Annotated in this window: 13 protein-coding genes; 7 read left to right on the top strand and 6 right to left on the bottom strand. The window is 73.6% G+C overall.

Annotated elements, in window-relative coordinates; genetic code table 11:
* Positions 1-6 precede the first annotated feature (6 nt).
* The 3 genes from AB0I54_RS17870 to AB0I54_RS17860 are packed head-to-tail and all read left to right on the top strand — an operon-like array spanning position 7 to position 2,281.
* A complete protein-coding gene (locus tag AB0I54_RS17870; protein ID WP_363296917.1) occupies positions 7-765 on the top strand; it encodes a 5-oxoprolinase subunit PxpA in 759 nt (252 codons plus the stop codon).
* Complete coding sequence (locus AB0I54_RS17865; RefSeq protein ID WP_363296916.1) at positions 762-1,415, top strand: allophanate hydrolase subunit 1; 654 nt, start codon at positions 762-764, stop codon at positions 1,413-1,415. Before AB0I54_RS17870 ends, AB0I54_RS17865 begins: the two co-directional genes overlap by 4 nt.
* A complete protein-coding gene (locus AB0I54_RS17860; protein WP_363296915.1) occupies positions 1,412-2,281 on the top strand; it encodes a biotin-dependent carboxyltransferase family protein in 870 nt (289 codons plus the stop codon). The genes AB0I54_RS17865 and AB0I54_RS17860 overlap by 4 nt, the downstream gene beginning before the upstream one ends.
* A gap of 4 nt (positions 2,282-2,285) precedes the next feature.
* On the opposite strand, the gene AB0I54_RS17855 is transcribed toward AB0I54_RS17860, so the two are convergent.
* From AB0I54_RS17855 to AB0I54_RS17835, 5 genes are all read right to left on the bottom strand, one after another.
* Positions 2,286-3,134: an SGNH/GDSL hydrolase family protein gene (locus AB0I54_RS17855; RefSeq protein ID WP_363296914.1), complete on the bottom strand. Its 849-nt coding sequence runs from the start codon at positions 3,132-3,134 to the stop codon at positions 2,286-2,288.
* A complete protein-coding gene (locus AB0I54_RS17850) occupies positions 3,131-4,342 on the bottom strand; it encodes a glycosyltransferase (protein ID WP_363296913.1) in 1,212 nt (403 codons plus the stop codon). Before AB0I54_RS17850 ends, AB0I54_RS17855 begins: the two co-directional genes overlap by 4 nt.
* Positions 4,339-5,466, bottom strand: a complete 1,128-nt coding sequence (locus AB0I54_RS17845; protein ID WP_363296912.1) for a glycosyltransferase family 1 protein — start codon at positions 5,464-5,466, stop codon at positions 4,339-4,341. Before AB0I54_RS17845 ends, AB0I54_RS17850 begins: the two co-directional genes overlap by 4 nt.
* Positions 5,467-5,605: 139 nt before the next feature.
* Positions 5,606-7,024: a HEAT repeat domain-containing protein gene (locus AB0I54_RS17840; protein WP_363296911.1), complete on the bottom strand. Its 1,419-nt coding sequence runs from the start codon at positions 7,022-7,024 to the stop codon at positions 5,606-5,608.
* 301 nt (positions 7,025-7,325) lie between these two features.
* Complete coding sequence (locus tag AB0I54_RS17835; protein WP_363296910.1) at positions 7,326-7,718, bottom strand: ankyrin repeat domain-containing protein; 393 nt, start codon at positions 7,716-7,718, stop codon at positions 7,326-7,328.
* A 348-nt stretch (positions 7,719-8,066) separates the two neighbouring features.
* On the opposite strand from AB0I54_RS17835, the gene AB0I54_RS17830 reads away from it, so the two are divergent.
* Positions 8,067-8,261: a hypothetical protein gene (locus AB0I54_RS17830; protein WP_235455802.1), complete on the top strand. Its 195-nt coding sequence runs from the start codon at positions 8,067-8,069 to the stop codon at positions 8,259-8,261.
* Between the two features lie 40 nt (positions 8,262-8,301).
* Positions 8,302-9,894, top strand: a complete 1,593-nt coding sequence (locus AB0I54_RS17825; protein ID WP_363296909.1) for a hypothetical protein — start codon at positions 8,302-8,304, stop codon at positions 9,892-9,894.
* A 10-nt stretch (positions 9,895-9,904) separates the two neighbouring features.
* Here AB0I54_RS17825 and AB0I54_RS17820 read toward each other — a convergent pair whose 3' ends face one another.
* On the bottom strand, positions 9,905-11,413 hold the full coding sequence (locus tag AB0I54_RS17820; protein ID WP_363296908.1) for a PLP-dependent aminotransferase family protein: 1,509 nt from the start codon (positions 11,411-11,413) through the stop codon (positions 9,905-9,907).
* 102 nt (positions 11,414-11,515) lie between these two features.
* On the opposite strand from AB0I54_RS17820, the gene AB0I54_RS17815 reads away from it, so the two are divergent.
* Positions 11,516-12,169, top strand: a complete 654-nt coding sequence (locus AB0I54_RS17815; RefSeq protein ID WP_363296907.1) for a hypothetical protein — start codon at positions 11,516-11,518, stop codon at positions 12,167-12,169.
* Positions 12,166-12,933, top strand: a complete 768-nt coding sequence (locus tag AB0I54_RS17810) for a glycerophosphodiester phosphodiesterase (RefSeq protein ID WP_363296906.1) — start codon at positions 12,166-12,168, stop codon at positions 12,931-12,933. Before AB0I54_RS17815 ends, AB0I54_RS17810 begins: the two co-directional genes overlap by 4 nt.
* The last annotated feature ends 14 nt before the right edge of the window (positions 12,934-12,947 follow it).

The following is a 12,947-nucleotide window of genomic DNA, read 5'->3' as shown; positions in this document are numbered from 1 at the left end:
GGTTCCATGACCGCGATCGATCTGAACGCCGACCTCGGCGAGGGCTTCGGCCGCTGGCGGCTGACCGACGACGAACAGCTGCTGTCCGTCGTCACCAGCGCCAACGTGGCCTGCGGCTTCCACGCCGGGGACGCGGCCACCATGCGCCGGGTGTGCGAGCTGGCGGCCGAGCGAGGTGTGACGATCGGCGCGCAGGTCTCCTACCGGGACCTGGCGGGGTTCGGGCGGCGCGCGATGGAGGTGCCGCCCGCCGAGCTGGCGGCCGAAGTGGCGTACCAGATCGGTGCCCTGGAGGTCTTCGCGCGCGCGGCGGGCGCGTGCGTGGCCTATGTGAAGCCGCACGGCGCGCTCTACAACCGGGTCGTGCACGACGAGGAGCAGGCCCGGGCGGTGATCGACGGCGTGCTCCTGGCGGGCGCCTCGCTCCCCGTCCTCGGGCTGCCCGGCTCGCGCCTGCTGGAGCTGGCTCAGAAGGCGGGGCTGCCGGCCGTCGCGGAGGCGTTCGCGGACCGTGCGTACACCGACGAGGGGACGCTCGTGCCGCGCGGGCAGGACGGCTCGGTGGTCAGCGACCCGGAGGCGGTCGTCGAGCGCTCGGTGGATCTGGCGCGCTCCGGCGCTGTCAACGCTCAGTCCGGCACACGCATCGAGGTGCGCGCCCGCTCGCTGTGTCTGCACGGGGACACTCCGGGTGCCGTGGAGCTGGCCCGCCGCGTGCGCGCGCGGCTGGTGGAGGCGGGCGTCCGGGTGGAGGCCTTCGCATGAGGGCCCTGCCCGTCGGCGACAGCGGGCTGCTCGTCGAGGTGTCGTCCGGCGCGCAGGCCCAGGCGTTGCACGCGGAACTGCTGCGCCGGCGCGCGGAGGGCTCCCTGGCGGTCCGCGAGATAGTCCCGGCGGCCCGTACGGTCCTCCTCGACGGCCTCGACGACCCGGTCCGTTGGGCATCCGAACTGACCGCCTCCGAAGTACCGCCCACACCTCCACGCGCGCGTGCGGCGATCGAGCTCCCCGTGCGTTACGACGGCCCGGACCTGGCCGAGGTCGCCGCGCACTGGAAGGTGTCCGAGCAGGAGGTGGCCCGCATCCACGCCGCCACCGAATTCACCGTCGCCTTCTGCGGTTTCGCGCCCGGCTTCGGCTACCTCACCGGTCTCCCGGACCGCTACGACGTGCCACGCCGGGCCACTCCGCGTACCGCCGTGCCGGTCGGGGCCGTGGCGCTCGCCGGCCCGTACACGGGTGTGTATCCGCGTTCGTCGCCGGGCGGCTGGCAGCTGATCGGGACGACGGACGCGGTCCTGTGGGACCACGCGCGCGTGCCGGCCGCGCTGCTGTCACCGGGGACGCGTGTCCGTTTCATACCGGCGGGCGACTTCGTACCAGCGGATGCCTTCGTACCGGCGGACGACGCATGACCGACCGCGCGCTCGTCGTCGTACGGGCCGGTGCGCTGACCACCGTGCAGGACAGCGGGCGGCCCGGGTACGCCCACCTCGGTGTGCCCCGTTCCGGAGCGCTCGACGCACCCGCCGCGGCGCTCGTCAACCGGCTGGTCGGCAACCCGCCCGACGCCGCCGTCCTGGAGACGACCCTCAACGGCTGCGCCGTACGGCCCCGTTCGACGGTAACCGTGGCGGTCGGGGGCGCCCCGTGCCCCGTCATGGTTGGCGGGCGGCCGGTCGCCTGGGGCGCCCCGGTCGTGGTGCCGGGCGGGGAGGTGCTGGAGGTGGGCACGGCCGTCGCCGGGGTGCGCGGCTATGTGAGCGTCTCCGGCGGCATCGCCGTCGAGCCGGTCCTCGGCAGCCGTTCCACGGATCTGCTGTCCGGCCTCGGCCCGGCGCCGCTCACGGACGGCGCGGTGCTGCCGCTGGGCACTCCCACCGGTTCGCACGCGCGCGTGGACGTCGCCCCGCAGCCTCGGCCACCGGCCGAACTCGTCCTGCGCGTGACGCCGGGTCCGCGCGACGACTGGTTCACGCCACGGGCCGTTCGCGACTTCACCACGCGCGCGTACCGGGTGTCGTCGGCGAGCAACCGCATCGGGCTGCGCACGGAGGGGCCCGCGCTGGAGCGGGCCGTTCCCGGCGAACTCCCCAGTGAGGGCATGGTGCTGGGCGCGGTCCAGGTGCCGCCGGACGGCCGCCCGGTGGTCTTCCTCGCGGACCACCCGACCACCGGGGGTTACCCGGTGATCGCGGTGGTCCGCGCCGCCGACCTCCCGGCGGCAGCACAGGCGGTGCCGGGCACCCCGGTCCGCTTCGTGGCCGTACGCCGCCGTTGAGCCGTCATGCCGCGTCCGGCTGCTCCGCGACGGACAGGGCGGCCAGCGCGGCCGAGACCGCGGCGGAGGTCCGCAGGTCGAGGCGGGCGCTGGTGCCCCGCGCGCGGTGCCGCATCTCGTCGGCGGCCAGCCTCAGCAGCTGCGGCAGCAGGTCGGTGCACCGCCTGGCCACCCAGGCGGTGCCGGCGGTGGCCAGCCACCACAGGCTCGCCGACCTGGTGGGTGCCGCGAACTCCGGCTCGGGCGAGGGCGTGGTCCCGGTCGCGAAGCCCGCGTCGGCGAGCAGCGCGTGGAAGCGCAGGGCCAGTTGCCGGTGGCCGCGCTCGCCGGGGTGGAGCCGGTCCGCGCTCCACATGGCGCGGTCGGTGAGCCAGAGGCCCTCCGAGGCGTGCAGGTGGACGGCGCCGTAGCGGTCGGACAGCGCGTGCACGACCGCGTTGACGGCCCGCTGCCGCCGGGCCAGCGGTCGGGCGAGGGCGCCCGGGAGCCCCAGCATCGCGCCGGGGTCGGGCAGGCAGGCCGTGAGCAGGACCGCGCCCTGCCTGGTGAAGGCCGCGTAGACCTTGTCGAGCCGCGCGGCCACCGCGTGGATGTCGAAGGTGCAGCGCAGGGTGTCGTTGACGCCGATGACGACGGACACGACGTCCGGGCCGAGCTCCAGTCCGGCCGGGGTCTGGCGCTCCAGGACGTCGCGCGTCTGGGCCCCGCTGACCGCGAGGTTGGTGAACTCGACCCGGTTCTCCGAGAGCCCGCCGGCCAGCAGTGCGGCCCAGCCGCGCCATCCGTCGCCGGCGGGGTCGCCCACGCCCTCGGTCAGCGAGTCACCGAGGGCCACGAAGCGGACGGGTCTCATACGACGCCCTCCGGGACGACGCGCCGGGACGGTGCCGGGCTGTGCTGCCCTTCCGTGCCCTCACCCGCACCACGGGACAGCACCGGCGCGTCGTGCGCCGCGAGGAACGCCTCCACCGCCGTTCCCCACCCGAAGCACTCCGCCCGCGCGCGTGCCGACTCCCGGCGCCCGGGCTCGGCCCGCTCCAGGAGCGTCTCGATCGCGTCGGCGAAGGCCTCGCCGTGGTCGGCCGCCGTGGCGCCCGCGGACCCGATCACCTCGGGCAGCGCGGACGACGCGCTCGCCACCACCGGCGTACCGCACGCCATGGCCTCCAGGGCGGCGAGCCCGAAGGTCTCGGCCGGCCCGGGCGCCAGGGACACGTCGGCGGAGGCCTGGAGGGCGCCCAGGGCACCCCGGTCGGACACATGCCCGAGGAAGGTGATCGGCAGCCCGCGCTCGCGCGCCCGCTGTTCCAGGCGCGCCCGCAGCGGTCCGTCCCCGGCCACCACGAGCACCGCCCGCCGCCCGCGCCGCAGCAGCGCGTCCAGAGCGTCGAGCGCGGTGCCCGGCCGCTTCTCCACGGACAGCCGGGAGCACATCACCAGCAGCGCCTCGTCCGGGCGCGCGTGCCGGGCGCGCAGGCCCGGGTCCCGCAGGGCGGGGTGCCGCTCCATCAGATCGACGCCCAGCGGAGCCCGTACGACGTTGCGCGCGCCGATCCGCACGAACTCGCGCTCGGCGAACTCCGTGGTGCACACGACCCGCGAGTACGTGTGGGCCGTACGGATGTTGAGGGAGTCGGCGGCCCGGCGGGACAGGTTCTCCGGCAGGCCCCAGGTGCGCAGCACGCCGTCGGCGGTCTCGTGGGACACCATCACGGCGGGGACCCGGGCCCGCCGGGCCCACCTGCCGGTCCAGCGCAGCGTCGTCCGGTCCGAGACCTCCAGGCGGTCCGGGCCCAGTTCCTCCAGGAGGGCGGCGACGCGCCGCTTGTCGGTGAGGACGCGGTAGCCACCGGTGCCCGGCAGCAGCGGGCCGGGCAGGGTGATGACCCGGCCCTGCTCGGTGTCCTGGTCGGTGTGCCGCTCGCCCGGCACGATCAGCACCGGCTCGTGGCCGGCGGTGCGAAAGCCCTTGCCCAGCTCACGCAGCGCGGTGCGCAGACCGCCCGAGGCGGGGGCGACGAAGTTGGCGAGCCGCACGATGCGCAGGGAGTCGGTGGTCATGCCGCCACCACCGCCCGGCGCCCGGCGAGCACATCGTCGTAGTGGGAGATCAGCTGGTCGCCGACGGCGGACCAGGTGCGGCCCTCGACCGTGGCCCGCGCGGTGGCTCCGAAGTCGGCACGCAGCACCGGGTCGGCGGCCAGGGCCCGTACGGCGTCCCGTACGGCGTCCGCGTCGCGCGGCGGCACCAGGAACCCGGTGCGGCCGTGGTCGACCAGGTCGAGCGGGCCGCCGGCGGCCGGGGCGACCACCGGCACGCCGCTGGCCATGGCCTCCTGGACGGTCTGGCAGAAGGTCTCGAAGGGACCGGTGTGCGCGAAGACGTCCAGCGAGGCGAAGATCCGGGCGAGTTCGTTGCCGGTGCGGCGCCCCAGGAAGACCGCGCCGGGCAGGGCCTCGGTCAGGTGCTCCTGGCTGGGTCCGTCGCCCACCACCACGACCCGCACGCCCTCCAGGCCGCAGACACCGGCCAGGAGTTCGACCTGCTTCTCGGGGGCGAGCCGGCCGACGTAGCCGACGATCAGCTCGCCGTTCGGGGCGAGTTCGCGCCGCAGCGCTTCGTCACGGTGGTCGGGACGGAAGCGGACGGTGTCCACACCGCGCGCCCACAGCCTGACCCGGGGCACACCGTGCGCCTCCAGGTCGTGCATGGCCGCGCTGGAGGGGGCGAGGGTGCGGTCGGCGGCGGAGTGGACGGAGCGGATGCGCCGCCAGGCCGCCGCCTCGCCGGCGCCCACGTAGGTACGGGCGTATCCGGCCAGATCGGTCTGGTAGACGGCCACGGCGGGGACACCGAGCCGGGCGGCGGCGGCCATGCCGCGGACGCCGAGGATGAACGGGCTGGCCAGGTGCACGACATCGGCGCGGTGCTCGATGAGTGCCGCCGCGAGGCGCCTGCTGGGCAGGGCGACGCGGACCTGGGGGTAGCCCGGGAGCGGGAGGGAGGGGACATGGACGACGGGGCACGGCGCCGAGGCGTCGGGCTTGTTCCCGGGAGCGGGGGCCGGGGCGACGACGAGGGGAGCGTGACCGCGGTCGACGAGGTGCCGGGCGGTCTGGAGCGCGCAGTGGGCCACGCCGTTCACATCGGGGGGAAAGGATTCGGTCACGATGACGACACGCATACCCGTGTTCTCGCCGCACTGGACGTGGCCGCGTCAACGTGGATCTTTCCGGACGACAAACGTCCCATGAGCGTTGCGCTGCACACCCGAGCAGGTCAGACCGTGTCCATGCCCTCCTGACCCGCGAGTCACCTCGTGTTCACGAGACCGGCCCGTCGGGCGTGATCCGACTGCGTACGGCTGTCTGGACCTCGTCCTCCTCGGCCGGATCCGCGGCCAGCCGGCGCAGTTGTTCGACGACCCGGGCGTCGCCGGTCTCGGCGTGCCGGGCGGCGACTTCGCGGGTGGTCTCCTCGCAGTCCCAGAGGCATTCGACGGCGAAGCCCGCGGGGAACGAGGGGTCGGTGGCGGCCAGGGCGCGGGCGGCGCGGCCGCGCAGGTGCGACGAGGCCGTCTCGCGATAAATATGGCGCAGAACAGGCGCCGCACAGACGATGCCGAGGCGTCCGGTGCCTTCGACGAGGGTCCACAGGGTCGGCGCGTCGGGGCCCTCGCCCCGTACGGCCTCGCGGAGCGCGCCGAGGACGAGGTCGCTGTCCTGGGTTCCGCCGCGGCAGGCGAGCATGCGTCCGGCGGCGGCGCCGAGGGCGTCGGGCCGGTGGGCCCAGCCGCGGGCCCGGTCGACGGCGGCAATGCTGCGCATCCGCTCGAAGGCGTCGACGGCGGCCTCCACGACGGGTGTCGTGCCGTCGGTCACCGCGGCCTCGATCAGGTCGAGGGCGTCGCGGTCGTTGCTGTCGGCCAAGTACCGCAAGGCGGTACACCGGGCGCCCTCGTCGCCCTCCCGGGCGGCCCGGACGATCTCCGGCCGGTCCTCGGGGCCGGCAACGGCGACGAGGCAGCGGGCGGCCGGGACATGGAGGGCCGCACCGCGTTCGACGCCCTGCTGGGCCCATTCGAACACCGCCTGCACGCTCCACCCCGGACGGGGCCCGCTCGGTCGCATCTGGCGTTGCCAGCGGTCGAAGCAGCCGGCCTCCTGGGCGGCACGCACGCGTGTGGCGACGGACTCGCGCGAATCCTCGGCCCACAGCCGCCAGGGCCGGGGCTCGAAGGCGTCCCGCACGGCCACGGCCAGCTCGGCCTCGCCCTCCGGGTCGGTGGCGAAGCGGGCCAGCACGGGTGCGGCGAGGGCGCGCAGGCCCGCGTCGTCGTCCCGCAGGGCGAGTTCGTCCAGGGCCCAGGCCCAGTTGGAACCGATGGCGGCGTACCTGCGCAGCAGGTCGAGAGCGTCCCGCCTGCCGTACGAGGCGAGGTGGCCGAGGACGGCGAGCGCGAGGCCGGTGCGGGACTCTTCGGAGTCGAGCACGTCCTCGGGGTCGAAGAGGTGGGCCTCGATGGCGTCCAGCTCTCCGTCGAGGTCGAGGTAGAGCCGGGCGTAGTAGAGGGAGCGGTTCTCCACCTGCCAGTCGTGGCGGGGGTCGCGGAGCACACAGTGGTGCAGTGCCGCGAGCGCCTCGGCACGCGGGGCGGTGAGCGCGTGCAGCGTGCCGTCACCGCGGCCCCGCTGGAGCAGGCCGAGCAGCGTACCGCTGGGCGCTATGACCGGATCGAACATGGGAAACAGCCTCACATCAAGCGTCGACGCAACCGGGGAACACGCACTACCTGGCCGCGTGACACAACGTCGGGGCGCCCGCCGTCTTCTGCTTGCTGCTGACCATTTCTCTCTGCCTCTCGTCAGTGGCCCATGCGGACCGCATCACGGTCCGCGTGGTGCGGCAACACCTGCCCAGCCATCGCGTCCGTGAATCACGACGTCATGATGACTCGCGGGTTTCTCCTGCCGCGACCGTATTTCCGGCGGCCCTTTACCGCCTCCCCCGTTTTGTGTGTCGTACCTGATCAGGACGTTCGGATCACTGTGCGCCGAACAATTCCAGGAGTTCCTTCTTGTCGAACATACGCGCAGTGTCGATGGCCGACGGAGTACCCGTGGTGGGGTCGGCGCCGCCTTCGAGAAGAGCCTTGATCACTTCTTGTTCGCCCTTGAACACCGCACCGGCGAGCGGGGTTTGACCCCGGTCGTTCACCCGGTCCGCGTCGGCGCCCCGGGCAAGCAGTTCGCGCACCGCGTCGGCGTGACCGTGGTACGCGGCGAGCATCACCAGACAGTCCCCACGGTCATTGGTGAGGCTGGCCGGAACGCCCGCGTCGACGTACGCCACGAGCGCCTCGGTCCGGCCCTGGCGGGCCAGATCGAAGATCTTGGTCGCCAGCTCCACGACCTCGGGGTCGGGGGCTTGTGTCATCGGACGGACCGCCTTTCCTGTGCGCTTCGGGACTGAGGGAGCGTACGGCAGCGAGCGATTGCGGCCGTACGAGTGAATCGCCAGCGTACTGGCTTCCGCGGCACATGACCCGTTCTGCCCGAGGTAAAGATCACCGCGAAGGCCGCCGGACGCAAGAGTGCCGGTCATCGGACGCCATGGATCCGGTCGTCCGAGGCCATGAGCGCTGCTCCAGCGGGCCGGATCGTTCCACCAAGAGAGGGAAAACGGGCGAAAACCACCCAGTTGCACCTTTTGTCGTATGGATACATGCTGTGATCCTGGAAGAACTCATGGTGACTGTCCCCCCTCGACACCAGGAGACCTCAAATGATCCTCTCCATGTCAGGCGTCGTCCTGCTCGGCATCATCGTCTTTCTCTTCTTCCGGAAGGACGGCCTCAAGGCATCGCACGCCTGTGTCTCATCACTGTTCGGGTTCTACCTCGCCAGTACGGCCATCGCCCCGAGCATCAAGGCAGGCGGCGAGAGCCTGGCGAGCCTGCTCGGCGGCATCAAGTTCTGACGCCGCCCCTCACGCCCGTACGCACCAACAGGAGACAGCAGTGGCCCGGCGCCCCCTCCCCCGCATCCTGAGCAACGGCAGCGCACAGATCGCCCGGAGCCGGGAGCTGGCCCGGACGGCGGCCGACAGTGCCACCGACGTCCTCCATCCGCTGATCACCGTCACCCGCGGACTGCGCCGGCTGGCCACGGCCGGGCGGCGCAAATGGGCGGACACGCCCAAGGACAAACGGGGGCCGCTGCTGTTCCTGGCGGCCTCGATCGTCCTGGTCGTGGCACTGATGCCGTACGGACCGCTGCTCGCCGTCATCACGCTGATGGCGGCGGCAGCCTGGCAGGGCCGGGGGCGGGCCGAGCCCGAGCCCGAGGGCCCCGACGAGTCCCAGGTGCAGCGGCTGACGTCGCTGTACGAGGCGCTGGTGCCCTACTTCTCGCACCCCGACGACCCGGCACCGCAGTACACCCACGGCGGGGAGTGGGAGAAGTCCTTCTCCGCCACCGAGTTCGACGACGCGGGACGGGTGTCCCACCTCGTCATCCGCTACCCGGCGTACTTCCCGGACGGGGAGGCCGAGGCCCGCGCGCGCATCGAGCATCTGCTCGCCGCGAAGGCCGGACGCGGCCGCGAGTACCACTTCGCCTGGGACGAGGAGGGCAACCAGCTCACCGTCACCGTCCTCGCTCCGCTGCCCACCGACATCGCCGCCCAGCACTTCGTCACCGCGCCCGGCGAAACCGTGCTCGGCTTCACCGATCCCTCCGAGGTCCAGCGCACGCTTCCCCTCGACTACGGCGAGGAACAGCGCGACGTCCCGCCCGTCGTCTGGCGCACCGGCATCCGCTCCACCGAGCCGCATCTGCTGGTCGTCGGCCAGCCCGGCAGCGGCGCCTCGACGCTCCTGCGCTGTGTCGCCCTCCAGGCGCTCCAGCACGGCGACGTACTGATCGTCGAGGGCGGCAGCACCGGCGAGTACGCCTGCCTCACCGGCCGGAACGGGGTCCTGGCCGTCGAGTGCGGACTCACCGGGGCACAGGCCAGCCTGGAGTGGGCCGCGCACGAGACGGAGCGACGGCTCATCGCGGCGAACAGGGCCCGGCAGGCGGGACAGCCGACACCGGACGACGCCAAGCGGCCGCTGTGGATCCTGCTGGACCGCCCCAGCGTCTTCAGCCACCTCGCCGCCGCGGACGGCCGCAAGGACCCGCAGGCCCTGCTCCAGGTTCCGCTGCGGCACGGCCGTGCGGCCCATGTGACCGTCGTCGTGGCCGAGCACTTCGACAGCGCTGACGCGCTGAGCGAGGCGGTACGGCAGCACACGCGCGCGCGGGTCGTGCTGGGCCCGGCCGCGCCGGAGCAGCTGGAGGCGGTGCTCGGGGCGCCGCCGCACACGACGCCGCTCACCCATGTCCCGCCGGGGCGCGGCTATGCCCGTCTGGGCAACGGGCCCGTCCACCGGCTCCAGGTCCCGTCCACCCCCGACCCGTACGACGACGCCGCGAGCGACGCCGACCGTCAGGCGGTGCTGGCGCTGCTGCCCGCACGCACGACGCCGGCGGACGCCGAGCCCACGCGGCCGGTGGAGACCGGGGCCGAGCCGGTGCCGGTGGAGGCCGTGGCCGCCGAGCAGGCCTGACCGCGCAGACCTACGCGACGAACGTCCGCGGTGGCTCGGTCCCGCCGGTCGCCCCGGCCTCGACCAGCCGGGCCGCCGCGGCCAGGCGCGCCGCCGCCTCCTCGGCCACCGCTCCCCCCACGGTGAACGGCAGGCGCACATACCCCTCGAAGGCGCCGTCGACCCCGAAGCGGGGGCCGGACGGGACACGGACCCCGACCCGTTCCCCGGCCTCCGCGAGCCGCGAGCCCGACAGACCGCCCGCGCGCACCCACAGCGTCAGGCCGCCCTGGGGCACCTCGAACTCCCAGCCGGGCAGTTCCCGCCGTACCGCCGCCACCAGCGCGTCCCGGTTCTCACGGGCCTGACCGCGCCGCAGGTCGACCGCCTGCTCCCAGCCGCCCGTGCTGAACAGCCAGTTCACGGCCAGCTGCTCCAGTACGGGGGTGCCCAGGTCGGCATAGGCGCGCGCGGCGACCAGGCTGCGGATCACATCCGGTGCCGCGCGCACCCAGCCGATGCGCATGCCCGCCCAGAAGGCCTTGCTCGCCGAGCCGACCGTGATCACCGTGGAGCCCGCCGGGTCGAAACTGCACACCGGGCGCGGCATCGGTCCGCTCGCGAACTCCTCGTCCAGCCACAGTTCGCTCATCGTCTCGTCGGCGACGAGCACCGTGCCCGCCGAGCGGGCCGCGTCCACCAGCCGGCGCCGCTGGTCCTCGTCCGCCAGCGCCCCGGTGGGGTTGTGGAAGTCGGCGACGACATAGGCGATCCGGGGCGCGGCGTCCCGCAGCACCTGCCGCCAGCGGTCCATGTCCCAGCCGGACAGCCCCTCGGCCATCGCGACCGGCACCAGCCGGGCGCCCGCCTCCCTCATCAGCTGGAGGATGTTGGCGTAGGAAGGGGACTCGACGGCGATGCGCTCGCCGCGGCCCGCGAAGAGATGGCAGATCGCGTCGATGGCGCCCATCGCCCCGGTGGTCACCATGATCTGCTCGGGCATGGTGGAGATCCCGCGCGCGGTGTAGCGCTCGGCGATCATCGCGCGGAGGGCCGGCAGTCCGGCCGGGTAGTCGCCATGGGTGTGGGCGTACGGCGGCAGCTCCTCCAGCGCGCCCTGCACGGCCCGGGTGAGCCAGGGTTCGGGGGCGGGCAGCGCGGCGCAGCCCAGGTCGATGACGGAGCCCAGCGCCTCGGGCGGCAGCGGCTCAAGACCCCGCGCGGGCAGCGGGTTCCCGGCGGGTACGGCCGTCCAGCTGCCGGCGCCGCGCCGTGATTCCAGGAAGCCCTCGGTGCGCAGTGCCTCGTAGGCCGCCGCGACCGTGGTGCGGCTCACGGAGAGGGCGAGCGCCAGCTCCCGCTCGGCGGGCAGCCGGGCGGCCACCGGCACCCGGCCCTCCAGCACGAGCAGCCGGATGCCGTCGGCGAGCGCGCGGTAGGCGGGCGGGCGGCGGGTGCCGGGGCCCGCCGGGCGCTCCTGCTGGGAGGTGAGCAACCGGCCGAGCTGCGCGGCACCCACCGCCGAGGTCCACTGCGCCATGAAGATCAGTCCACCTTCCCCGAATTGGCCATGGATGCCGTTCCTTCGCAAGCCACAGGGTGTCATGCGTCAGGCCACTACCACCACACCAGGGGGCACGTCTTGTCCACACAGGGCCGTCTCGGGCGACGGTTGATCCAGTTGTATGCGGGGCTCGCGCTGTACGGCGCGAGTTCCGCCCTTCTCGTCGAGGCGGGCCTGGGCCTGGAGCCCTGGAACGTGCTGCACCAGGGGCTCGCCGAGCTCACGGGGCTGACCATCGGCGTCGTGTCGATCGTCGTGGGTGCGGCGGTGCTGCTCCTGTGGATCCCGCTGCGCCAGCGCCCGGGGATCGGCACCGTCTCCAATGTCTTCGTCGTCGGCATCGCCATGGACGGCACGCTCGCCCTGCTGCCCGAGGCGCACTCCCTGGCGGTGCGGATTCCCCTGCTGCTCGCCGGAGTCGTGCTCAACGGCGCGGCGACCGGCCTCTACATCTCGGCCGGCCTCGGCCCGGGCCCGCGCGACGGCCTGATGACGGGGCTGCACCGCCGTACGGGCCGTTCCGTCCGGCTGATGCGGACCGGGATCGAGATGGCGGTCGTGGTCACCGGCTTCGCGCTCGGCGGGAACGTCAATGTCGGCACGCTGCTGTACGCGCTGTCCATCGGCCCGCTGGCCCAGCTGTTCCTGCGGGTCTTCGTGGTCCCGTCGGCATCGGAAGGCAGTGCGGTCGTTGCCAGCGGTACACCCGAAAGGGTGATACTGCGTCCGTGACCACGCTCATACGCCACCCGTACCTCGACCATCCCGGCCCCATTCCCTTCGCCCATAGGGGCGGGGCCGCCGACGGCCTGGAGAACACCGTGGCGCAGTTCCGGCGCGCGGTCGAACTCGGCTACCGCTACATCGAGACCGATGTCCACGCCACCGCCGACGGCAAGCTGGTCGCCTTCCACGACGACACCCTCGACCGGGTCACCGACGGGGCGGGCCGGATCGGTGACCTCCCCTGGGACGACATACGGCACGCGCGCGTGGCGGGGCGCGAGCCGGTGCCGCTCTTCGAGGAGCTGCTGGAGACCTTCCCGGACGTGCGCTGGAACGTGGACGCCAAGGCGGAACCGGCCCTGCGGCCCCTGCTGGAGCTGATCGAGCGCACCGACGCCTGGGACCGGGTGTGCGTGGGCTCCTTCTCCGAGGCGCGTGTGCTGCGCGCCCAGCGGCTGGCCGGGCCGCGCCTCGCCACGTCGTTCGGTGTCCGCGGGGTGCTCAGCCTGCGGCTGCGCTCCTGGGGGCTGCCCGCCGCGGTGCGCCGGTCGGCGGTCGCCGCACAGGTGCCCGAGTCGCAGTCGGGCGTCCCGGTGGTCGACCACCGCTTCGTACGCGCGGCCCATGCGCTCGGGCTGCAGGTCCATGTCTGGACGATCAACGAACCCGAGCGGATGCACCGACTGCTCGACCTGGGAGTCGATGGCATCATGACCGATCACATCGACACGTTGCGCAAGGTCATGGAGGACCGGGGCGTCTGGGTCTGAGCGCCCCGGGGCAC

Source organism: Streptomyces sp. NPDC050625 (assembly GCF_040654755.1).
Classification (GTDB): Bacteria; Actinomycetota; Actinomycetes; order Streptomycetales; family Streptomycetaceae; genus Streptomyces.
Note: the sequence above shows the minus strand (reverse complement) of the source record. Positions and strands in the feature narration are given on the sequence as shown.